General features: G+C 40.7%; 24 protein-coding genes. 6 read left to right on the forward strand and 18 right to left on the reverse strand.

The window, feature by feature from the left end:
* Positions 1–71: 71 nt before the first annotated feature.
* The 11 genes from F3G98_RS09325 to dnaG form a co-directional block, all read right to left on the reverse strand.
* Positions 72–2,006: a site-specific integrase gene (locus F3G98_RS09325; RefSeq protein WP_223231343.1), complete on the reverse strand. Its 1,935-nt coding sequence runs from the start codon at positions 2,004–2,006 to the stop codon at positions 72–74.
* 707 nt (positions 2,007–2,713) lie between these two features.
* Positions 2,714–3,478, reverse strand: coding sequence for a DUF996 domain-containing protein (locus F3G98_RS09330; RefSeq protein ID WP_103608396.1), 765 nt, complete (start codon positions 3,476–3,478; stop codon positions 2,714–2,716).
* 68 nt (positions 3,479–3,546) lie between these two features.
* The gene (locus F3G98_RS09335) at positions 3,547–3,807 is read right to left on the reverse strand and encodes a type II toxin-antitoxin system prevent-host-death family antitoxin (RefSeq protein ID WP_103608399.1); all 261 of its coding nucleotides are present in this window, start codon (positions 3,805–3,807) and stop codon (positions 3,547–3,549) included.
* A gap of 68 nt (positions 3,808–3,875) precedes the next feature.
* Positions 3,876–3,998, reverse strand: coding sequence for a hypothetical protein (locus tag F3G98_RS09340; RefSeq protein ID WP_411160838.1), 123 nt, complete (start codon positions 3,996–3,998; stop codon positions 3,876–3,878).
* 103 nt (positions 3,999–4,101) lie between these two features.
* Entirely contained in the window at positions 4,102–5,091 is a 990-nt protein-coding gene (locus tag F3G98_RS09345) for an argininosuccinate synthase domain-containing protein (RefSeq protein WP_149726084.1), read from the reverse strand.
* A 59-nt stretch (positions 5,092–5,150) separates the two neighbouring features.
* Positions 5,151–6,374 (reverse strand): peptidase T, encoded by a 1,224-nt coding sequence (gene pepT, locus F3G98_RS09350; RefSeq protein ID WP_149726085.1) that lies wholly within the window; start codon positions 6,372–6,374, stop codon positions 5,151–5,153.
* A 9-nt stretch (positions 6,375–6,383) separates the two neighbouring features.
* Positions 6,384–7,694, reverse strand: coding sequence for a C4-dicarboxylate transporter DcuC (gene dcuC / locus F3G98_RS09355; RefSeq protein WP_149726086.1), 1,311 nt, complete (start codon positions 7,692–7,694; stop codon positions 6,384–6,386).
* A gap of 14 nt (positions 7,695–7,708) precedes the next feature.
* On the reverse strand, positions 7,709–8,407 hold the full coding sequence (pepE, locus tag F3G98_RS09360) for a dipeptidase PepE (RefSeq protein ID WP_149726087.1): 699 nt from the start codon (positions 8,405–8,407) through the stop codon (positions 7,709–7,711).
* On the reverse strand, positions 8,404–9,723 hold the full coding sequence (locus F3G98_RS09365; RefSeq protein WP_149726088.1) for an amidohydrolase: 1,320 nt from the start codon (positions 9,721–9,723) through the stop codon (positions 8,404–8,406). The genes pepE and F3G98_RS09365 overlap by 4 nt, the downstream gene beginning before the upstream one ends.
* Positions 9,724–9,725: 2 nt before the next feature.
* The gene (locus F3G98_RS09370) at positions 9,726–10,964 is read right to left on the reverse strand and encodes a M20 family metallo-hydrolase (RefSeq protein WP_103643081.1); all 1,239 of its coding nucleotides are present in this window, start codon (positions 10,962–10,964) and stop codon (positions 9,726–9,728) included.
* 98 nt (positions 10,965–11,062) lie between these two features.
* Entirely contained in the window at positions 11,063–12,775 is a 1,713-nt protein-coding gene (gene dnaG / locus F3G98_RS09375) for a DNA primase (protein WP_180999492.1), read from the reverse strand.
* Between the two features lie 61 nt (positions 12,776–12,836).
* Here dnaG and F3G98_RS09380 point away from each other — a divergent pair, with 61 nt between their 5' ends.
* The 6 genes from F3G98_RS09380 to F3G98_RS09410 all read left to right on the forward strand — a co-directional run bounded on the left by F3G98_RS09380 (position 12,837) and on the right by F3G98_RS09410 (position 18,153).
* Entirely contained in the window at positions 12,837–13,862 is a 1,026-nt protein-coding gene (locus F3G98_RS09380) for a tetratricopeptide repeat protein (RefSeq protein ID WP_103608414.1), read from the forward strand.
* Complete coding sequence (gene rnhA, locus F3G98_RS09385) at positions 13,840–14,274, forward strand: ribonuclease HI (RefSeq protein ID WP_103571811.1); 435 nt, start codon at positions 13,840–13,842, stop codon at positions 14,272–14,274. Before F3G98_RS09380 ends, rnhA begins: the two co-directional genes overlap by 23 nt.
* A complete protein-coding gene (gene rnc, locus F3G98_RS09390) occupies positions 14,271–14,942 on the forward strand; it encodes a ribonuclease III (RefSeq protein WP_103608416.1) in 672 nt (223 codons plus the stop codon). The genes rnhA and rnc overlap by 4 nt, the downstream gene beginning before the upstream one ends.
* A gap of 8 nt (positions 14,943–14,950) precedes the next feature.
* Positions 14,951–16,018 carry a chorismate synthase gene (aroC, locus tag F3G98_RS09395; protein WP_149726089.1) on the forward strand — a complete coding sequence of 356 codons (1,068 nt, stop codon included), beginning with the start codon at positions 14,951–14,953 and terminating at the stop codon, positions 16,016–16,018.
* A gap of 541 nt (positions 16,019–16,559) precedes the next feature.
* Positions 16,560–17,828, forward strand: a complete 1,269-nt coding sequence (locus F3G98_RS09405) for a Y-family DNA polymerase (RefSeq protein WP_103617895.1) — start codon at positions 16,560–16,562, stop codon at positions 17,826–17,828.
* Positions 17,821–18,153 (forward strand): YolD-like family protein, encoded by a 333-nt coding sequence (locus F3G98_RS09410; protein WP_103608422.1) that lies wholly within the window; start codon positions 17,821–17,823, stop codon positions 18,151–18,153. Before F3G98_RS09405 ends, F3G98_RS09410 begins: the two co-directional genes overlap by 8 nt.
* On the opposite strand, the gene F3G98_RS09415 is transcribed toward F3G98_RS09410, so the two are convergent.
* The 7 genes from F3G98_RS09415 to F3G98_RS09445 form a co-directional block, all read right to left on the reverse strand.
* Positions 18,146–18,592, reverse strand: a complete 447-nt coding sequence (locus tag F3G98_RS09415) for a pyrimidine dimer DNA glycosylase/endonuclease V (protein ID WP_103633276.1) — start codon at positions 18,590–18,592, stop codon at positions 18,146–18,148. The two genes, F3G98_RS09410 and F3G98_RS09415, sit on opposite strands and share 8 nt — an antisense overlap.
* Before the next feature lie 237 nt (positions 18,593–18,829).
* Positions 18,830–19,072, reverse strand: coding sequence for a helix-hairpin-helix domain-containing protein (locus tag F3G98_RS09420; RefSeq protein ID WP_103608494.1), 243 nt, complete (start codon positions 19,070–19,072; stop codon positions 18,830–18,832).
* 208 nt (positions 19,073–19,280) lie between these two features.
* On the reverse strand, positions 19,281–19,961 hold the full coding sequence (pyrF, locus tag F3G98_RS09425; RefSeq protein ID WP_149726090.1) for an orotidine-5'-phosphate decarboxylase: 681 nt from the start codon (positions 19,959–19,961) through the stop codon (positions 19,281–19,283).
* The gene (nusB, locus tag F3G98_RS09430; protein ID WP_103608491.1) at positions 19,958–20,353 is read right to left on the reverse strand and encodes a transcription antitermination factor NusB; all 396 of its coding nucleotides are present in this window, start codon (positions 20,351–20,353) and stop codon (positions 19,958–19,960) included. Before nusB ends, pyrF begins: the two co-directional genes overlap by 4 nt.
* Before the next feature lies 1 nt (position 20,354).
* Positions 20,355–20,825 carry a 6,7-dimethyl-8-ribityllumazine synthase gene (gene ribH / locus F3G98_RS09435; RefSeq protein WP_021084559.1) on the reverse strand — a complete coding sequence of 157 codons (471 nt, stop codon included), beginning with the start codon at positions 20,823–20,825 and terminating at the stop codon, positions 20,355–20,357.
* A gap of 46 nt (positions 20,826–20,871) precedes the next feature.
* On the reverse strand, positions 20,872–21,195 hold the full coding sequence (locus tag F3G98_RS09440; RefSeq protein ID WP_004317710.1) for a DMT family transporter: 324 nt from the start codon (positions 21,193–21,195) through the stop codon (positions 20,872–20,874).
* Positions 21,192–21,521 carry a DMT family transporter gene (locus F3G98_RS09445; protein WP_021084512.1) on the reverse strand — a complete coding sequence of 110 codons (330 nt, stop codon included), beginning with the start codon at positions 21,519–21,521 and terminating at the stop codon, positions 21,192–21,194. The genes F3G98_RS09440 and F3G98_RS09445 overlap by 4 nt, the downstream gene beginning before the upstream one ends.
* Positions 21,522–21,523 lie beyond the last annotated feature (2 nt).

Genomic DNA, 21,523 nt, shown 5'->3' on the forward strand with positions numbered 1-21,523 from the left:
TTTAATATCAAGTAATAGATTATGGTTTATAGAAAAAAGCATGTATCCATTATAAACCATACATCTAATATCTAATAGCACACCATTTCAACTTTTGCTTTTAAAACACTGGCATTTATATTTGTAGCATATGTTCCGAGTAAAATTTTATACTGCTTCTCATGTCCTACTATTTGAGCTATGATATTTGGCTCCACTTCTTGTTGGACAAGCGTATCTATAAAATAGTGCCTAAACGAGTAAAAAGTCTTTTGCTTGTTGCTGCTTATTAGCTTTCGTTGTATTTGTGATCTAAAAATTTCTGAAAAGTCTTTGTTACTTACTTTGAAGATGCTTTTATTTGCACTAGCTCTTTGTTTTACAAACTCCATTAGTCCAAACTCTATTAGCTTGCTATGGACTGGCACAAGCCTTATGGAGTTTATATTTTTGGTGCTCTTGCCATCATCTCTATTTACACTAAAGCAAAGCACATTATTGTGTTGCACAATGTCACGTGCTCTTAGCTGAACTATCTCGTTTATCCTCATGCCACTATATGCTGCTATCATGGTTATATAGTATAGATCATTTGCACTTATGCGTTTGCTTGGTGACTTGTTGGTCTCTTTAAAATTTTGGACTATTTTAAAGATAGCATTAGCCTCTTCTTTGCTATAAGGCAGAACCTTACGCTCCATTGGATTTATCTCTACTTTTACGTTTAGATCATTTACGATGCTCTTACTTATGTAGTCGCTGTTATAGCAATACTTAAAGAACTGCACTACTCTTATCATATATTTTTGTATGGTTACTTGTGATAGCTTGGCATCGTTTTTGCCTATATGTATGATTTGCTCTAGGCTTTTGTCTTTATATTTGGCTTTTTGGTTTAGCTTGGTTGGTATGAGAGCCAAAGTATTTCTAAATTTAAGCAGGTCATCTCGTGATATGGTTGTGATATCTTTGCTTGGATGAAAAAATTTAAACAATATATTGCCTACGATATTTACCAGATCCATAGTGCTACTTGACCACTTTTGACTAACGCTAGTGTTAGCTGTAAAATTTTCAAATGCCATTTTTAATGTGATGATCTCCCTTCTCTCTATCTTTTTTTGACTAGGAGAACATGGCACTATCTCGTATTCTTGTACTGCCTCATCGTTTAAGCTACCCATGTCAAAGCTGCTATCTCCTACTTTTATGCGTTTGCCTATTAGATGGCTATCGCTAGTTAGTATATGCTTCGCATCCCTCTCATCACCTTTTGTTTTTACTAGCTTAAAAGGAGTGTTAAGTCCGTATTGTTGCTCGGCAGTTGCCATTATGGCATGTGAGAAATTTTTAGCTAGACTTTTGATATCTTCTTTGTTAAGAGGCAATCCATTTGTTTCATCTAGAGAGTTGATGTTATCTTGAAAGCTATCTATATCGTTTGGCTCAAAGCTATAACTTTCATCTTTTTTGCTTAAAAATTTAAGTCTTTTAGACACAAGGTTTGTGCTCTTATCAAGCTTTGATATTAGGTAGTTTAGGGATAGTATATGCTTTTCAAGCAAGTTTTGAGCTATGCTGGCTTTATCATCTTGATCTATGGCTTCATCTGGACTGTTAGATAAAATTTTAGCCTTACTTATCAAAGTCTCATTACTTTTATTAAGTAAATCAGGAAAGGCATTATCTTTTAAAGCCTCTTTAAAATGCTTATTTAGCGCATCTGCAAAGTCAATATCTATCTTTTTATCAAAAAGTGAATGCTCTTTTATGCTCTTATCCACCTTTGCCTGCATAAAACTATCAACTAATGAATCTATAATTCCTTGATTTAGCTTCATATCAACTGCCTTTGTTATGAGATAGATATATCTATCATAAATTCTAGCAGATTTTCTGGCTTTTAATAAAGAATAAGTCCCCAAGGAGAAAGATAGCTCTCTTGAGCACTTTAAGACTTTTCTTGCGTTTGGTGCGATGACGCTTCGGTAGTAATAAATTCCATTGCGGTTTTTTAGATGTACCATGGGTTTGCAGTGGAACAAAAGTGGGACACTTGGCTAGTGCTTATTGGGAAAAGTTGTTTGTAATGGCGATGTAGCAGGGCTTTAAGCGATATTTAAAAATTTATCTCATAAGCCGGAGGTCGGGAGTTCAAGTCTCCCCCGTGACACCAAAACACACTATTTTAGGCACTAGCAGTGATGCTTTTGTTCTTTCTCTTTCTTTAAAATTTCCTAAAAGTATGGTACAGTTTTTTAAATTTTTGCAAAATGCTTTCGGTAAATTTACCCTTTACTTATTGTTAAATTTTCTATTATTAAAAGATTGGATAGTAAATATTTTAATTTTTTATAAAGGCCTCCTTTTTTACGCTTAGCAAAATTCTAACTCATAGCTCATCTAGGCTTACTTTTACTGGTTTTTCACCACTTGCTAAAACCGTATCTACTGCTTTGCTTAGATGATACTCTTCTATTATCTCTGCTATTTTCCATAGCTGAAAAATTTACTCTTGCTCATTTCGCACTCTACCATCTCTACTTTAGTTTTTAGTGTGTTTGCGTTAATGGCTTTGACGTAAATGTTTAGCAAAGTTTATACTGCAAACTTACTATACTTAAGGCACTATCCCTTAGTGTTAGTTTTAATAATATCAATTAAATACAAGTTTTGTGTTGTATAAAGAAAGAAAATCGGAGCAGAAAATTCCCCTCCGATTTATAATTGAAGTTTAAGCTGCTTTAACCTCTTGTAGTCTATACCATGCGACGATTTGTAAAACAAATGCCACAATCAACAAGATGTAACCAATGATTATAAATACAGTAATGGTTCCAACAACCGAACCTATAAAATAGTATAGGAAAAATTTATCGCCAGATATGTTTGAAAGCTCGTTATAGACTTGAAATTCTTTGAAAAATGCATAAATCATACCTGCAACGCCAGCTAAGCCTAAAATAACGCCAAAAATAGCACCTGTTCCACCAGCATTCGCATAGCCAGAACCCATACCAGCAAAGCCTAATGCTCCAGTTATCGCGCCGATTGAGATCAGGATAGTCGATGCTACCGCGACAACTAGATATAAGATATAGTTTTTCTTTAGTGTAGGACTACCAACCTTATCTGATAGCTTAAATATAGCAAACAACATACATAAAAATCCAGCGATAAAAAAGATAAATCCAATGAATGGGATAATGCCCAAAATAGGCAATGCAGAACCTGCTAATCCCAGCGTTCTAATGGTAGATAAATCATTGCTTTTAATATCAAAATTTATGTTATCTAAATTTAGATTCATAGATTTTGCTTTTGTGAGATAGATTTGTTTTGCAGTTTGTCCATCCGCGATAAAATCAACCTCATCGCCTTGTTTTAAAACTATGGCGGCTCCGTCTTTTGCCACCGATGCTACGTCTTCTTGTAGATAAGTAAAACGCTGTTCATCAGCATTTAATATTATGCCAGGAGCTAATACAGTTCCTTTCATGTCTATTCCTTTAAGATTAAGATAAAAAGGCTTATTATAGATTTGTTAAACAAAGTGTTGGCTTAAGTTTATAAAGTAAAATATGCAAACAAATAATACGAATGTAATTTTTCGCCACTTGTTAGAGCAGTATCTACTGCTTTGCTTAGATGATACTCTTCTATTATCTCTGTCATTTTTTCATAGACAGCACTAGGCACTAGATAGGCGCTAGGAACATTGTGGTTTAGTATAGCTACGACATTATCTCCAGCTTGTTTTAAAATTTGAGCTGGAGACTTTTTTAGCTCACTTATGCTAGCTGTGAAATTTGCTTGTATGGTTTGCATTTTTATCCTTTATTTAATACCTAAGATAATACTAAAAATTATAAAAACAGCCCAAAATTTTATAAATTCTATTTACCTTCTGGATCTAGCCCGTTTAGGATGTAGCCAACCTCTTTGTCGCTTAGGTCGTAGTGTAAAAATTCTTTATAAAATTTCTTTGTCTCAGCTTCTATTGAATAAATTCTTGCCATCAGCCATATGAAGCACTTTTGGTCTATCTGCCGCAGCGATTTTTCAGTTTTGCTTAGCCTAATACCAATTTTAAAAAGAAAACAGTGTTTTAATTGTATAAATTTACTTCACAAAAAACTCTTGTGCTAGCTTTTTATCTTCAGGTTTGATGATAAATTTCTCATTAGCGATGCTAACTTCAAATTCATCTTCTCTACTAGCTTTTGTATATGCTAGTGCGAGCCTTGCAGCAAGCTCTTTGTCGGCTTTGCTAGCGTTTTTACTTATGAAGCTAACAGCTCCCACGATGTCGTCGCTCTCTTTAAATTTCACCTGCTCAAATTTATCATTTGGGTGAGCTAAAAGTGCGTTATTATCACTCTCGTCACGGCCTATTATCATTTTTGCACCTTCGAGTAAGCGCAGATGTCTGCCAAGCTTTAGCCACACGACATCAATATCTCGCATCTCTTTGTCAAATTTCAAGTAGTCTTTTATCTTTACTGCAAAGCTCTCGATCGTTAGCAAACACCCACCTCCGGGCGTTGCAAAGTCCTCAAAGCCAAATTCCTTTGCCAAAGCAAGCTGCGGCTTTCTATCGCGCCCGCTTATGTCAAGTAGCCTCTCTCTATCGACCCAGCCCTCGCGCTCTGGCTTAGTTGGTGGCAAGAGCTTAGCGCACATCGGACGAAGCACCAGATCGTCCTCGTCATCAGCTAGGCGCTTAACCTGGAAAAGTGCATCTCTACGCTGGCTCATCGGCCTTTGTCCTACGACTTCGCCTGTGATTATAAAATTTGCATTTTCACTTTTTAGCATATTAAGAGCGGTTTTAAACATATATCCGTGGCAGTCGATGCAAGGGTTAAACTGCTTGCCGTAGCCGTATTTTGGGTTAAAAAGCACGTCGCGAAGATACTCGTTTCTCATATCAACCACTTTTAAGCTAGCCCCTGCCATGGCTGCACGGCGCCTTAAAACCTCGTGCTTATCCTCATCCACGCCAAATCCAGTATCCATATAAAGTGCGACCACTTCGATACCCTGATCGCTTATTATTTTCATAGAGAGCATGCTGTCAAGCCCTCCGCTAAACAAAGCTAAAGCCTTCATTTTTGTCCTGAAAGTAAAATTTAAAGCCTAAATTTACTAAATCTAGGCTTTTATGAAGTTTATTTAGCAGCGTTAATTATGATTTTTTTGATCACTTCACTTGCGGCTTTTAGGCTGCTAACTGGCAAGTACTCGAAGATAGAGTGAAAGTTATTTCCGCCTGTGAATAAATTTAGCGTTGGCACGCCCTTTGCAGAGATCGCAGCGCCGTCATATCCGCCTCGCATCGGCTTTATGTTTGGCGTGATATTTAGCTCGCTAAAGGCATCTTTTGCTAGTTTTATCGGGAGCGAATTTTCATCTTTTAAAAATTTAAAGACATTTTCATAGCGTGTTTTTAGCGTGATCTCGCAACGATCGCCATAAATTTTGTTAAAAGAGCTTGCCATCTCACTTAAAAACTCAAGCCTTTTTTGAAATTTCTCTTCGTCAAATTCTCTAATGTCAATCTTAAGCGTCGTTTTTGCGCTGTTTCCGCTAAGCTCTTTCACCCAGAAGTAGCCCTCTTTGCCCTCGGTGCACTCTGGCACTTCGCCGCCTGGCAAAAGCGAGATAAATTTATGCGCAAGAAGCAGCGAATTTACAAGTTTGCCCTTTGCGTTCATCGGATGAGCCGAAACGCCTTTAAAGACCATCGTGCAGTCAGCCGCGTTCCAGTTTTCATATATTAGCTCGCCTATCTCGCAGCAGTCTAAGCAGTAGCCAAAGTCAGCTCCAAGCAAATTTACATCAAGTGCTTTTGCACCAAGCAAGCCCTGCTCCTCATCAGGCACGAAGCAGATCACGATCTTGCCATGCTTTACATCAGGATTTTGCATGAAAAAGCTAGCCATATTTACGATGCTAGCGATCGCAGCCTTATCATCAGCGCCAAGCAAGCTAGTGCCGTCAGTCACGACTATGTCGTCGCCAACGTATTTTTTAAGCTCTGGGTTGTCGCTAAATTTAAGGTAGATGCCCTGCTCTTCGTTTAGGCAGATGTCGCCGCCTGTGTATTTTACTATCTTCGCTTTTGTGTCGTTTTTTTGCTCGCTACTTGTATCTAAGTGCGCAAAAAAGGCGATACTTGGAGCGTTTTCGCAGTTTGCAGGGATCTTTGCTATCAAGATGGCACTATCTTGCAAGATGATATCTTTTATGCCAAGCGAGCTAAGCTCATCTTTGATAAATTTAGCCAGCTCATACTCGGTTGGATTAGAAGGCATAATGCCTTTTAATCCATTCTCTTTATTTGTCGTGGTGTTAAATTTCGTATAGTTTATAAATCTCTCTACGATATCCATCTTTCATCCTTAGATGACAAAAAATGCGATCGCCACAACAGAGAGAAACATACCTAAAAACGTTCTTTTTGCAAGCTCGACTGGGCTAACCATAGCGATACCAGCACAAACGATAGCAGCTCCAGCGATCGGAGAAGCAGAACGTCCAAGTGAGCCTGCGATTGCCGCAGCCATACCAAGCTTATCTTGCTCAAAGCCAAGAGCAGCAGCGTTTGTTGTGACAGCTTCGTTAAATGCAAATGTAGCAGCGTCGCCTGAGCCTGTGACTATACCCATGATAAATGGCACAAATGTTCCGCCAAATTTAACATAGCTTTGATCAGTTTTTAGCCACGCGATGACCACATCAACAGCTCCGCACGCCTTTAGACCTGCGACAAAGACACCAGCTGCGATGATGATACCGATAACATCAGCGTAAGCGTGACCCATGCCATTAAAGAACTCTTTTGTGATCTTTTGTGGGTTTGTAAGCGTAGCAAAGATAGCTATGATAGCGCCAAGTATCATCGCCTCAGCAACGCCCATCTTTGTCCATGCCAAAAAGCTATAATCTTTTGCTAGGCTTGTTCCGCCAATAACCAAGATGACAAGTGGGACAAGTGGCATAAGAGCGTAGATCAAATTTACTTTAAACGCTGACTTCTCTTCGCTAGCGGCACCGCTTTCGATAGTGAAATTTGTACCTTTTTGATAGTCTTTAAATAATATTGCGACGATAGTTAGCATGACAACTACGATAGCAAGAGCTGTAAATGCGCTAGGAATTTGCACTTTTATGATGTCTTGAACTGTATAGCCCTCAACTGTCTTTTTAACAAGGTCAGCCACATATATGTTGTGCGCAGAGCCTGGGCTTAAGACTGAGCCAAATGTGCCTGCAAAAACAGCCGCACCAGCCATCGCAGGGCGAACGCCTGATGCCATTAGAAGTGGTATAAGCGTCGCACCAACAGCAGCCGAGCAGCCAGCAGCTGAAGGGATAGCGATATTTATAAAGTAAGTTAGCACTGTTGTTACAGGGATCAAGATAAATCCCACGTTTCTAAGTGGCTTTGTAAGAAGCGCAACAAGGTGCTTATCGCACATTGTATATTTCATAACAAAGGCAAAACCCATACTCGCACAAATAGCCTTTATAAGACCAGCTTTAGTCATATAGTCAGTAAAAGCACTTAGTGCCCCCATCGGTTTTAGCGCGATTATACAAAGCACCAAACCAACACCTATTAGCACCGTTCTTGTCTCTTTTTTTAAGACTAGAAGTGCTACAACTGCAACGATGCCAAGAATGGCAGCAATTAGCTTGAATGATTCCATACCTCTCTCCTTGTTTAGATTTTAAATTTAGTTCCAACTTCTATTTTTTCTATCTCTTTTTGATACTCAAATTTTAAAATTTCGCTGTGTCCTATGACCTCAGCCTCGTTGCCCTCTACAAGCAAAGCCGTGCCCTCAGGCAAAGCATAGATAGTCTCTTTTGGATTTGCTATCAAAAACTCCTCTAGCCTCTCCTCCCTGCTCTCGCCATTATGTCCTGCTAGTTTGCCACTTATAAAGTGCGGATTGATCTGATATGGGAAGATATTTAGGCTATCAAATGACTTTGGCATGATGATAGGCATATCGTTTGTCGTCATCATCGTCTTGCCAGCGATATTTGCGCCAGCTGACCAGCCAAAGTACTTTGCGCCATTTGCCACAGCCTCTTTTATAGGCTCAATTAAATTTAGCTTATAAAGCGTGTAAAGCAGCATAAAGGTATTGCCTCCGCCAACCGCGATACTGTTAGCGTTTTTGATAGCTGAAATTTTATCCTCGTAGTGGTGGATCGACTTTATATTTTTATTTTTTAGGCGGTCGATCACCTTTTGCTCGTATTCGTCATTTGTTCGCCTAACTCCAGCATAAGGGATAAATAAAATTTCCTCCTTGCCGCTCTCACCCAAGAAGTCCTTAACCCAGTTTTTACAGTGTCTCAAGTAGCCAGTATCTTGGTAGCTTGAAGCGCTGATTAGTAAAGCATTTTTCATTTTTTAGCTCCGTTTAGTTTGTAAGCAGCCCTTAGATAGATATCAACCCCAGCGACCAAGCACTCCTCGTCAAAGTCAAATTTGCTGTTGTGATGTCCTGCTTTTAAATTTGTACCGATCATCATATATCCGCTCTTTGCGCCTCTATCTTGCAAAGCTCTCATGAAGTGAGCGAAGTCCTCGCAAGCGCCAAAGTCAAGCTCTTTAACGATCTTATCATCATCTATAAATGGGCTTTGTTTTGCCGCCTCATAGAAAATTTCAGTCACCTCTTTGTCGCTATTTGCCCCGCTTGTGCCTCCAGTCATCACGACTTTGCTTTTAACGCCGTAAATTTCACTCACGCCTTTTACGATATCCATGCATTTTTTATACATAAACTCATTTAAATTTGTATCCTCGCCCCTTGTTTCGCAGGCTAGATAGCCATTTGGTGCGATGACGTTTCTGCCCTCACCTGCTCTTAAAACGCCTACATTTATCCTAGTTACACCCTTTGCATGCCTTGTGATGCCATGCATATTTAGAGCCATTTGAGCAGCGGCTAAAAGGGCATTTGCTCCCTCCTGCGGCGCTCCTGCTGCGTGAGCTGAACGACCAGTGATATGCACGTCAAATTTAGATGTTGCAAGCAATTTATTTGTGCCACAAACTATGCCCCCATTTGTTTCTGCTTGAAAGCCGATGTGTCCGCCAAGTAGGTACTCAACCCCATCAAGCACGCCAGCAGCCTCCATAGCCACAGCGCCCCTTGTGCCCTCTTCTGCTGTTTGAAATATAAATTTAAATTTGCCGTTAAAATCGTCTAAATTTTTAGCGATCAGCTTTGCAAGCGCTAGACCCATCGCCATGTGCCCATCGTGCCCACAAGCGTGCGTGATGCCAGCGATATCTGAGCCAAAGCCCTCTTTGCAAGGTCTATGAGCAGCCTCTGCGCTCTCTGTCACATCAACGCTATCAATGTCAAATCTAAATGCACTAAATTTACCAGGCCTTTTTGTGTCAATGAAAGCTGTTAAGCCAGTTAGGCCATCTTTCATGCATTCAAGGTATTTTGCCTCGTCAGGATTTAAAAGGCTTTTTGCCCGCTCGATCGCCTTTTGGCACTGCTCTTTGCTACCAACTCCAAGCCTTGCATCGCTCTTTACGACCTCTTCGCCAAGCTTCACCTCATATCCTAGCTCGCTAAGCCTTTTTGCTAAAACCGCTGTCGTAAAAAAGGTAAACCAGCCAGTTTCTGGGTGCGAGTGAAAGTATCTGCGGTCTTTGATCATATCCTCTTTTAAAGATAGTGCTAAATTTGCTATTTTGTCCATGACTACTCCTCGTTTGAAAGTCTTATTAGTGCGTTTGTTAAAATTTTTGTTGCGGCTACTGCGTCTTTGAAATTTATCGCCTCTTTAGTGTTGTGGCTGATGCCATCCACGCAAGGGATAAAGAGCATGCCAACGCTACTTGCAAGCTTTGTTAAATTCATCGCATCATGCCCAGCCCCGCTTGGCAAAGTAAGCGTTTTTATGCCAAGCTTTTTGGCTTCATCTTCAAGTAAATTTATGGCGTGTTCGCTTAGTTTTACTGGCTCGTCGCTACTTAGCTCTCTTATCTCGTAGCTAAATTTAAGCTCACGGCTTAGCTCACCCACGAAATTTCTAAGCTCTAAATTTAGCTCCTCTAAGCTAGCCTTATCGATATCTCTTAGATCAACGCCAAGCCTTGCCTCACCTGGCACGACGTTTAAAACGCCTGGCTTTGCATGTGCGTAGCCAACGGTCGCGACAGCTGTTTTTTTGTTTTTAGCAAATTTATTTGCAGCGATTATGATGTGTGAAGCGGCAAGCAGGGCGTCAGTGCGCATATTCATCGGAGTTGCGCCACTGTGATCAGCTTTGCCATGGATAGTGATCTCAAATCTAATTGGAGCTGCGATCCCACTTACCACGCCAACGCTTATACCGCTTCGCTCAAGCACTGGACCTTGCTCGATGTGAAGCTCGAGGTAGGCGTGTAGGGAGTTTTCTTTTAAGATGGTTTCGTTTAAATTTTGTGGCTTAAACCCAGCCGCACTCATTGCCTCAAAAAGCGAAATTCCATCTTCATCTTTTAGCTCATGAAGCCTTTGCAAGCCAAGTTTGCCGCTTATTATCTTGCTGCCGATAGTCGCTGTCTTAAAGCGGCTTGACTCCTCACAGCTAAAATTTATGAGCCAAAGTGGGCGCTTTAGCTTGATGCCGGCCTCTTTTATCGCAGTTAGCGCCTCAAGACCAGCCATGACGCCAAGTGTGCCATCAAAAAAGCCACCATTTGGCACGCTATCTATGTGAGAGCCCACGCAAACTGGCTTCGCGTCTGCCTCGCAGCCATCATCATAGATGGCGTAGATGTTACCGACATTGTCAATTTTAAGTTTAAAGCCATTTTTTTCTATCAAATTTATAAGAAATTTTCTTGCTTCAAGGTCCTCTTTGCTAAAGGCTAGCCTTGTTAGCCCACCGCCTTTTAGCGCTCCAAACTCGCTTATAGCGTTAAAATTTCTCTCAAATCTTTTAGCGTCTATCATCATAAATCCTTAAAATATAAAGCCAATCTTAAAAAGATTTATTACTTTAAGCATTCTACATTTTGTTTTATGATTTGAAGCTGAAAAAGTGTGAGTTTTTAAATTTTATAAAGCTGAGTCTTGAGATCTTTGATGATAAATAGCAGTTTTTCTAAAATTTCTATCTTATTTGGGTTGTCTGAGCCTTTTAAAATTTGCTGTTCGTTCTCGTAAAATGCGATTTGCATATTCAAAATTGCCTTTTGTAAAGTGGTTGCATCGATGATCTCATGGATATTTTCGTCCATTAAAATTTCTCTAATCATCTGCTCATCGCTCACGTCGTATCTATAAAGGATGGCGTTTAGATACTCAGGATGCTTTATAAAGTATCTAGCTCCAAGCTTTGAGAGTATCTCATCTCTGTAGTTTGGGTTATTTAGCATGGTTTTAAAAAGTGCAAACTCAAGCGGGTCTTTATTCATCACAGCTGGTACCTCATCTACCATGACAGAGTTGCTAAATTCATCTTTATCTTTTTTTCTAAATTCTCTTTTAAATTTAGCTTCATTTTTTGGCTTCTGCTTTAGCTCAAACCTATCTGCTACGCTTTGTGGAGTGAGGTTAAATCTTGCCGCTACCTCGGTCACATACGAGCTTGCTATCTCCTCTCCAAGCTCGTCCATATAGGCTTTTATCTCGCTTAGGCAGTTATCTCTTTGCATTGAGCGAGTGATGTCATACTTTTGCATGATCTTTTCTATATAAAATTTCACCGCGTCCTCGCCTGAGCCAAAGAGCTCATTAAGCTCCTTTATCTTGCCTGCAAAGACCATATCAGCAGGATCTGCGCCGTTACTTATGATGACTACTTTTGTATCTATCTTATTTATGCTTAGCAGGTGAGCGGATTTTATGGCCGCATTTATGCCAGCGCCATCTCCGTCAAAGCAAAGCACTACGCTTATCTCGCCCCTTTTTAAAAGCGGTAAGTGGCTTGTAGTAAGTGCTGTGCCAAGAACCGCAACAGCATTTGTAAAGCCAGCGTAGTGAAGCATGATGACATCTAAATAGCCCTCTGTTATTATTATCTGATTTTTCTCAAATATGCTTTGTCTAGCTAGGTGGTAGCCATAGAGCAGCTTTGACTTGTCAAATGCCGCACTTTGAGGCGAATTTACATATTTTGCAGGGTGATCTGAGATCGTCCTACCGCCAAAGCCAACTAGCCTTGTGGTGTGCGAGTAGATGGGAAATGTTACGCGCTCGATGAAACTAGCGTAAATTCCCTTCTCATTTTGCTTTACGATGCCAACTTCAAGCGCCTCTTTGGGCTCTATGTTTTCATTTTGCAAAAGCCTAATGGTGCTTTTACTATCCCCAGCCCAGCCAAGCTCAAATTTCTCGATCATAGCGTCATTTATGCCGCGCGACTTGATATATCTAACGGCCGCTTCGTTTTTGTAAAACTCACTCCTATAAAAGGCATTTACCTTTTCTAAAATGTGCTTATTTTCTTTTTGCGTTGGCACCTTGTCGTTTGTGTATTCAAGGCTAAAGTTTGAAATTTGAGCGATCTTTTCTATGGCCTCTGGATAGGTTAGCTTTTCATAATCCATCACAAATTTAACCGCATCTCCGCCAGCTTTGCAGGCAAAGCAGTGATACATCTGCTTGTTTTGATTTATGCTCATGCTCGGGTTTTTGTCGTCGTGAAACGGACAGACACACTTGTAGCTTGAGCCCATCTTTTTGACAGGGATATACTGCTCGATGATATTAACAATGTCTATTTGGTTTTTTAATTTTTCAATGGATTTTGGATCTATCATAAGCAAAATTATACAACTGCTTTGTTATAATTAAAGTAAAATTTTATTACAAAGTGTTAGCGTGGATATTTTTTTCATTGGACACAGAGATCCGATATTTAGCCTTATTATTCTATTTAGTATCATCTTGATGATCGCTGCTTTAAGCTATGCTTGGGGCATATTTTCAAGTAAAGATGAGAAAAAACGCATCGAGAAATTTATAAAGAAATTTGACAGCAAAGATGGCATAAGCGACGAGCACAAGCAGATGCTAAAAAGCCCAGAAGTAGATATACCAAGCCTTAGCATGCTAGGTCAGACCTTCGCTAAAAATGGCGACTTTGAAAAATCAATCGGCGTATATCTCATCGCACTTGAAAAGGTAAAAGATAAAAACGAGAAGGAATTTATCCTAAACGAGCTTGGAGAGGTCTATTTTAAGGCTGGTTTTTTAAAAAAAGCTAGCGAAATCTTTGAAAAAGCGCTTGAGCTAAGTCCTAGAAATGTCCTCGCACTTCGCTTTTTAACGATGATAGATGAGAAGCTTAAAAACTATAAAGAAGCCCTTTATGCGCTAAATTCTCTTGAAGAGCTAGGGACAAATGTAAAAGATCAAAAGGCCTATATAAAGGCGATCAGCACGCTTGATGATAGAAATTTAAGCTTTAACGAAAAGGTAGAAATTCTCTCGCACCTTAGTCAAAATTTCGAGCTTTTAAAGCGCATGATCTTAGCCCTTTTCATAAGACACAATGAAAATTTAGAAAATTTAAAAGATTTTGCCAAATTTGAAGATGTGCTGGATCTGCTTTACAACCTAAAAACGCCTATAAATTTAGACGATGCAAAATACAAATCCCTCTTTTACGCAAAGGGCGATATAGATGAGCCATGTGAAATTTACGGCTTTGAGCTAAATGCCATAAAAAGGCTAAAAGATGCTAAATTTGACGCGGCTGGGCTAAGCTTTAACTACGTTTGCAAAAACTGCAAAAACTCATTTCCTATGCACTTTTACCGCTGTCCAGTCTGCCACGAGCTTGGAAGTGTCAAAATTTTATCCCACATCACAGAAAAAGCAAGTGAAGATAGTAACACTTTTTAGTGACGGCTCATGCCTTGGAAACCCTGGAGCTGGCGGCTGGGCTTATATATTGAGATTTAACGAAGCGCAGAAAAAAGCAAGTGGCGGCGAGGCATATACGACAAACAACCAAATGGAGCTAAAAGCTGCGATAATGGGGCTAAAAGCGCTAAAAGAGCCATGCGAGGTAAGGCTTTTTACCGATAGCTCATACGTGGTAAATAGCATAAATGAGTGGCTTGCAAACTGGCAAAAGAGAAATTTCAAAAATGTAAAAAATGTCGAGCTTTGGCAGGAGTATTTAGAGATTTCAAAGCCGCATAAAGTCGTGGCTAGCTGGGTTAAGGGGCATGCTGGACACCCTGAAAATGAGGAGTGCGACCAGATGGCAAGAAACGAGGCATTAAAAATAAAAGATGAGAATAAAATATGAAAAATTTAGAAGAATTTGAACGTAATCTTGGCTATAAATTTAAACAAACTGAGCTTTTAGAAGAGGCGCTAACTCACAAGAGCACCAAGCAGGCGTTAAATAACGAGAGGCTCGAGTTTTTGGGCGATGCGGTGATGGATCTGCTCGTGGCTGAGTATCTTTTTAAGAAATTTAGCAAGATCGCAGAGGGCGATATGAGCAAGCTAAGAGCCGCGCTTGTCAATGAAAAAAGCTTTGCAAATATGTCTAGACGGCTAAAAATGGGCGAGTTTTTAAGGCTTAGCCAAGCTGAAGAAAACAACGGCGGCCGCGAGAAAGATAGCATTTTAAGTGACGCATTTGAAGCGGTGATGGGCGCTATCTACCTTGAGGCTGGACTTGATAAAGTTAGAGAAATTTCAATCGCCTTGCTTGAGCTTTGCTATCCGCAGATCGACTTTGCGCACCTTGAAAAGGACTACAAAACAGCCCTTCAAGAGGTCACTCAAGCGACTCTTGGCGTCATACCAACATACGAGCTCATAGGCTCTTTTGGCCCTGATCACAAGAAAGAATTTGAGATAGCCTTGCTACTAAATGGCAAAGAAATTTCACGTGCCGTTGGAAGCTCGAAAAAGCAAGCCCAACAGCTAGCAGCAAAAATCGCACTAGAAAAAATTAAAAAATAGGATAAATTTTGAATACATTTGGCAAAAAACTAACCTTAACTAGCTTTGGCGAGAGCCATGGGGTGGCGATCGGTGGCGTGATAGATGGGCTACCTGCTGGGCTAAAGATCGATGCAGACTTCGTCCAAAGCGAGCTTGATAAGCGTCGTCCTGGGCAAAGCAGCTTCACAACGGCAAGAGATGAGGCCGATAAGATAGAAATTTTTAGCGGCGTTTTTGATGGCATGAGCACCGGCGCACCGATAGGTTTTGCCATTTTTAACAACAACCAAAAGTCAAATGACTATGAAAATTTACGTGAAATTTTCCGCCCTGGACATGCTGATCTTACATATTTTAAAAAATATGGCATTAGAGATCACAGAGGTGGTGGGCGCGCGAGTGCCAGAGAGACAGCTGTAAGGGTCGCTGGTGGGGCATTTGCGCAGCTACTTTTAAATGAATTTAAGATAGAAGTTTTAAGCGGTGTGCTTGGCATTGGCAAAGCTATTAGCGACAAGGTTGATTTTGCTTTTGCCAAAAATTCGCAAATTTACGCCCTTGGCAACGAGGAGGCGATGAAAGAGGCGGTAAATAAAGCTAGAAGCGAGCATGATAGCGTAGGAGCTGTGGTTTTAAGCGTGGCTAGAGGCGTGCCAGCTGGTCTTGGAGAGCCACTTTATGATAGGCTTGATAGCGCTTTGGCAACTGCTCTAATGGGCATAAACGGAGTAAAAGCCGTAGAGATCGGCGCTGGCGTAAATGTAAGCTCTATGCTTGGCTCAGCAAACAACGACGAGATGGACGAGCTTGGCTTTTTGAGCAACAACGCTGGTGGCATACTTGGGGGCATAAGCAGTGGGGCTGAGATCGTGCTAAAGAGCCATTTTAAGCCAACGCCTTCGATATTTAAAGAGCAAAAGACGCTAAATTTAGCTGGCAAGGCGGTGGATTTTGAGCTAAGAGGTAGGCACGATCCTTGCATAGGCATACGTGGCAGTGTCGTCGCAACCGCGATGATAAGGCTAGTTCTTGCTGATATGCTCCTACTAAATGCAAGCACGAAGCTTGAAAATTTAAAGAAAATTTACGGCTAAATTTATTTACTAAATTTCAGCTAAGCATCGAGTTGAAAAAAGTCAAATTTAGCTCCCAAGCAAGGGCTAAATTTAGAAATTTACAGCGACCAGCTTGATCTCACCTTTATATTTTTATAAATTTGCTAATACCCTGCGTCTGCAGTTGCTTTGAGTGGTGCTAGTGTGCCTTTGTCGCGAGTTAGAATTTTTGCCTAGCACTTCAGGATCGTACCACGCACCCTCGCAGATGGCGATGACGTGCTCTGGGATGATGAGCTACAAGCGCATCAACCAAAATTTCACCCCTGTCGTTAAATACTCTCACCATGTCGCTAGTCGCGAACCCTTTTGCTTTGGCGGCATTTACGGCTCTTTTGCGCTCAGCTTGGCGTAGTTTCTGATCACGGAGCTATTTAGCTGTGAGTGGAGGCGGTATCTTTGTGCGGGGTTTTTGCACTAAAATTTAGCCTTTTTTCTAAAAGATTTTTATTAAATTTTTAAGCCATTTCAAACAAAATTTACAAACTAACTTTTACCAAATTTCATCTATAATCCTCTCATGAAAAATGAAAATCCAAAGAGCAAAATTTACGCCGTTATCGACCTAAAGTCCTTTTACGCCTCGGTTGAGTGCGTAGAGCGTGGGCTTGATCCATTTAAGGCCGATCTAGTCGTGGCTGATGCTAGTCGTGGCAGTGGTGGCATCTGCTTAGCTGTTAGCCCTGCGCTTCGTGCCAAAGGGGTAAAAAACCGCTGCAGGCTCTTTGAGATACCAAGAGATGTCAAATTTATCATCGCGCCGCCTAGGATGCAGTTTTACATCGATTACGCCGCAAGGATCTATGAAATTTATCTAAAATATGTCTCCAAAGAGGACATCTACGTCTATTCGATCGATGAGTGCTTCATAGACCTCACATCTTACTTGAAATTTTACGCTCTTGGCGCAAAAGAGATGGCAAAGATGATGATGGATGAGATCTTAAAAACGACTGGAGTGACGGCCACTTGCGGCATGGGGACAAATTTATACCTCGCAAAGATCGCGCTTGATATATTAGCAAAGCACCAAGATGACGGCATCGCCTACCTTGACGAAGAGCTTTACAAAAAGCAGCTCTGGACGCACCAGCCACTAAGTGACTTTTGGCGTATCGGTAAGCAAACTAGGCTAAAGCTCGAAAAATGCGGCATCTTTTGCATGAAAGATATCGCAAATGCGCCAAAAAGCCTGCTTGAAAAAATTTTTGGCGTCGATGCCTACATCACGATAGATCACGCAAACGGCATAGAGCCAACGACGATAGCTGAGATAAAGGCCTATAAACCAAGCACCAAGTCCTACTTTAGCTCGGAAATTTTACCAAGAGACTACGAGCGCTGCGAGGCGGTGATCGTGCTAAAAGAGATGGCTGACAGGCTCGCTCTTAGGCTCATAAACAAAGATGTGAGGGCGAGTGGGCTAACGATAAATGTGAGATTCGCCGATAAGCTCGAGCCGCAGCAACGTGCAAGCGTGAGGTTTAAAACGCCAACAAATATCTCAAGCGTACTGATGAGCGCGGCTGAGGAGCTGCTTTCAAACAAGATAAAAAATACTGGGCTAATCAGGCAAATAGGCATATCAGCAAACGATGTGATAAAAGAAAATTTGGCAGAATTTAGCTTATTTGAAGATGACGCCAAAGAAAAAGCGGTGTTAAAGTCGCTAAATTTGATAAAAGAGAAATTTGGTAAAAACTCGATCCTGCGCGCGATCGACCTGCTACCAGAGGCGACTGGGCAAGATAGAAACAAAAAAATAGGAGGGCACAAGAGCGGTGAGTAAAGATAGGGCGAAAATTTTTAGCTCGTTTAATCCTCTCTCAACATTAGAGCGAGCCTTGCGACAAAAAGAGCGAGAAAAATGCGAAAAGCTCGAGCTTGATGAGAGCAAGGTTGATGAAATTTTAAAAAAGATAAGCGAGATAAAGATAGCTGACGAGGTGCGTGTGAGCTACCACGACGGCTTTACTTACGTAAAAACTAGCGGCCTAGTCTCAGATGTAAATTTCAAAGATAAAACCCTCATGATCGTAAAAACTAGGATCAAATTTGAAGATATAAATAGGATAGAGGTCGTTAAAAAAATTTGTAGTATAAAAACTAAATAAGCGTTTTTACCTTCTCCCAAAGCTCGATGTCACCGTCTATCTCCGTAAAAATGGTAGAAATTTCTATATTTTTTACATTTAAATTTTCTTTGTATTTTTTTAAATCTCTTAGTTTTAGTTTTTCTTGCAAGAAGTTAAATTCATACTCGATTTGACCTCTAGTAACGGCGATCTTGGATAAATTTTCTGCGTCAAATTTGCCAACTTTTGCAACATCAAATTTATATCCACGAACGCAAGCCTCTTTATAAACTTCAAAAAGATAGGCATTTATAACATCTATAGAGTTTTGATGAGTGTAAAATCTAATTAATTGTGGGTGGTTTTTATAGCCTTTTGTCAGCCCTTCTAAAACATTTTTAGCCAGCAAAGCCTCTCTCCACAGAGCCACAAGACCCTTTGCGTCAAGATATTTAAAATTTATCGTCCAGAGTCTCATTTTTACCTTATTTATATAATTAAAAATATTAGTTACCCTTTGCTACCTATGGTTTTTGTTTTACTAAGTCAAAAAGTCAACTAAAAAGTTCTGATAATAATAGTTTGCTATTATTGTAATAGTTTGTGATTTTATGCATAAAGGCTTTAAAATAACGTTAAAACCGTGGCTCAATGCTTGTAAAAGTTGATAAAAGTTTATGCTGTTTATAAATAGTGGCTACCAAATTTTAAAAATTTAATCCTTCCAAAGCCACCATTTTAGCTTGGCTTTGTCTGGACGCGGCGTATTTGCGTAATAACAAATCATGCGGTAAACGTAGAGGATGCACCTGTCGCTACCACGTCCAAGCGCCTTTGTGCGTTCAAACATCTCCTCAGGATCTGCTCCTTTTAGCAAAGCGATATCCTTGTAGCCAAGTGCTAGCAGATCTGCCTCGGTTGCCTCGCTGACATATGGGATTTTCTTAAAATCGCTCAAATTTACCTCAAATTTTTTAAGCACCGCCAAACTCGTTGCAATGAAATTTTAAATTTCATTCTTATGCGCTACAAAGCTTGCTAAATTTCATCTTGCTACTACGCTAAGTCGTTATCCAAGCTTCTCACAAGGTGGTCTAATTTAAATTTATTACGCGAAAAACCATGTTTAAAATGATTTTAGATCAAATTTTATGCAAGTTAGGGCGCTAAATTTGCTCCAAAATGCGTTCGCAAATTTCTCTTGGATTTGCGTTTTCATAAATCGGTCTGCCAACAACGATAAAGTCGCTACCCTCTTGCTTTGCGCTAACTAAATTTGCAACCCTCTTTTGATCGTCCGCACTCTCGCCAAAAGGCCTAACCCCAGGGCAAAGCGTGATGAAATTTTGACTTGTCACGTCTTTTATGAGCTTGCTTTCAAAGACCGAGCAGACCATGCCGTCAAGCCCCGCTTCAAAGCTCATCTGGCTAAATTTTCTAACCGAGCGTGAAAGCGTATCATTATAAACCGCTTCAAATTCGCTCTCATTAAAGCTAGTTAGTGCCGATACCGCAAGCACTAAAGGGCGATTTTGCAGCGCACTAAGACGCTCCATCACAGTTTTCATCGCGCGTATGCCAGCGCTTGCGTGCACGTTTATCATATCCACACCTATCTTTGAGACGACCTCAGCCGCGTCTGCCATCGTATTTGGGATGTCATAGAGCTTTAGATCAAGAAAGATTTTAAACTCCCCTGCCCCTTTTAGCTCCTCTATAAATTTAGCTCCGTCTCTAAGATAGCTTCTAAGCCCCACTTTTAGCCAAAGATCAAGCCCTTTTAGCTCTCTTACAAGGGCTAAATTTTCATCCTTACTCGCCATATCAAGAGCGACGCAGAGCCTCATAGATCGCCCTTTATCTTATCTAGCACGCCGTTTATAAATTTTGGCGCCTGATCGCTTCCAAGCTCCTTTGCAAGCTCGATTGCCTCGTTTATGATGACAGCTTTATCAGTTTGGCTAAATTTCATCTCATAAAGCCCAAGTCTAAGGATAGCAAGCTCAGTTGCGCCAACCTTGCTAAAATCGCCATCTTTTAGGTGCGGTTTTAAAATTTCATCTAGTTTTTCTTTGTTTGCTAGCACCTCTTTAAAGGTCTGCTGCGCCTCGTTTTTGCGCTCATTTCTTATCTTTTTCTCTTCTAAAAATTCCTCTTCAAACTCCGCAGTTACGGGGTTTATCTCGTTTGAGTAAAGTAGCGAAACTAGGGCTTGTCTCACTTGATGACGTGTGGCCATTTTACTCTCCTAGCTTTTTGTATAAATTTAGCATCTCTATAACGCCCGTCATCGCTTCAAAGCCCTTGTTTCCAGCCTTGCTGCCAGCTCGCTCGATCGCTTGCTCGATGTTATCTACCGTTAGCACGCCAAATGTGACTGGTTTTGCGTATTTAAGCGTCACATTGGCGATGCCTTTGGTGGTCTCAGCGCTTACATAGTCAAAGTGCGGCGTTGCGCCTCTTATCACCGCTCCCACGCAGCAAACCGCGTCAAATTTACCGCTTGCGAGCACCTTTTCAAGCGCCATAGGTATCTCAAATGCGCCAGGGACTAGCACTAAAGTTAAATTTTTCTCATCGCCGCCGTGACGTAAAAATGCATCTTTTGCGCCCTCTACCAAGCGGTCTGTGATGATGTGGTTAAACCTTGCGTTTATGATCGCTATCTTTTCGTTGCCTTTTAGGGCTAAATTTCCTTCGATTATTTTCATCTTTTCTCCTTTTTTTATGCAAGTTTAGCAAAAGCTTGTTTAATCATCAAACTATCTTTAGCATGATGACGCTAAAGATGATGAGCGCTAAAAACAAGGCTTTTTTAAAATTTATCTTCTCACCTTCAAAAACTACGCCAACCACGACTGCTCCGATCGCTCCGATGCCTGTCCAGATCGCATACGCCACCGACATAGCGATAGTTTGCATAGCGTAGCTAAGCAGCGTTAAAGAAAGGGCGAAATTTCCAAGCAAAAGGATGAAATTTGCCCATTTTTTTACGCCTGTGCTTTTTGAAAATTTCGTGATAAAAAAGACGCCAGAAACCTCACAACATCCAGCTAGTAAAAGCGCTAAAAAGTGGATCATTCTTTTATGCCTTTTAGCCCAAGCACGCCCAAAATGAGCGTCGCTATGAAAAATAGCCTAATGAAATTTGGCATGATCCCGCTTGCTACGTAGTCGCTAACGATCTCAGCTATGACGATAAAAGCCGTCCCAAAGCCCACAAATACTGCATAAGAGATGCTTACAGGCAGATACTTTAAAGCCTTCATAAACGAGACAAAACTTATGCTCACAAGCAGCGTCGTAAGCAAAAATTCACTTAAATTTGACGCGTGCTTTAGCCCATACGCCCAGCCACACTCAGCCACCGCGCCAAGAAATATCCACAAAAAGCCTCTATTTGACATAA

This window comes from Campylobacter concisus (genome assembly GCF_902460895.1).
In the GTDB taxonomy this organism is placed as follows: Bacteria; Campylobacterota; Campylobacteria; order Campylobacterales; family Campylobacteraceae; genus Campylobacter_A; species Campylobacter_A concisus_BC.

Coding starts and splice junctions, on each gene's coding strand:
- F3G98_RS09325 (WP_223231343.1), bottom strand. CDS start 2,006: ATGGTACATCTAAAAAACCGCAATGGAATTTATTACTACCGAAGCGTC.
- F3G98_RS09330 (WP_103608396.1), bottom strand. CDS start 3,478: ATGAAAGGAACTGTATTAGCTCCTGGCATAATATTAAATGCTGATGAA.
- F3G98_RS09335 (WP_103608399.1), bottom strand. CDS start 3,807: ATGCAAACCATACAAGCAAATTTCACAGCTAGCATAAGTGAGCTAAAA.
- F3G98_RS09340 (WP_411160838.1), bottom strand. CDS start 3,998: ATGGCAAGAATTTATTCAATAGAAGCTGAGACAAAGAAATTTTATAAA.
- F3G98_RS09345 (WP_149726084.1), bottom strand. CDS start 5,091: ATGAAGGCTTTAGCTTTGTTTAGCGGAGGGCTTGACAGCATGCTCTCT.
- pepT (WP_149726085.1), bottom strand. CDS start 6,374: ATGGATATCGTAGAGAGATTTATAAACTATACGAAATTTAACACCACG.
- dcuC (WP_149726086.1), bottom strand. CDS start 7,694: ATGGAATCATTCAAGCTAATTGCTGCCATTCTTGGCATCGTTGCAGTT.
- pepE (WP_149726087.1), bottom strand. CDS start 8,407: ATGAAAAATGCTTTACTAATCAGCGCTTCAAGCTACCAAGATACTGGC.
- F3G98_RS09365 (WP_149726088.1), bottom strand. CDS start 9,723: ATGGACAAAATAGCAAATTTAGCACTATCTTTAAAAGAGGATATGATC.
- F3G98_RS09370 (WP_103643081.1), bottom strand. CDS start 10,964: ATGATAGACGCTAAAAGATTTGAGAGAAATTTTAACGCTATAAGCGAG.
- dnaG (WP_180999492.1), bottom strand. CDS start 12,775: ATGATAGATCCAAAATCCATTGAAAAATTAAAAAACCAAATAGACATT.
- rnc (WP_103608416.1), top strand. CDS start 14,271: ATGAAAAATTTAGAAGAATTTGAACGTAATCTTGGCTATAAATTTAAA.
- F3G98_RS09405 (WP_103617895.1), top strand. CDS start 16,560: ATGAAAAATGAAAATCCAAAGAGCAAAATTTACGCCGTTATCGACCTA.
- F3G98_RS09415 (WP_103633276.1), bottom strand. CDS start 18,592: ATGAGACTCTGGACGATAAATTTTAAATATCTTGACGCAAAGGGTCTT.
- pyrF (WP_149726090.1), bottom strand. CDS start 19,961: ATGAGGCTCTGCGTCGCTCTTGATATGGCGAGTAAGGATGAAAATTTA.
- nusB (WP_103608491.1), bottom strand. CDS start 20,353: ATGGCCACACGTCATCAAGTGAGACAAGCCCTAGTTTCGCTACTTTAC.
- ribH (WP_021084559.1), bottom strand. CDS start 20,825: ATGAAAATAATCGAAGGAAATTTAGCCCTAAAAGGCAACGAAAAGATA.
- F3G98_RS09440 (WP_004317710.1), bottom strand. CDS start 21,195: ATGATCCACTTTTTAGCGCTTTTACTAGCTGGATGTTGTGAGGTTTCT.
- F3G98_RS09445 (WP_021084512.1), bottom strand. CDS start 21,521: ATGTCAAATAGAGGCTTTTTGTGGATATTTCTTGGCGCGGTGGCTGAG.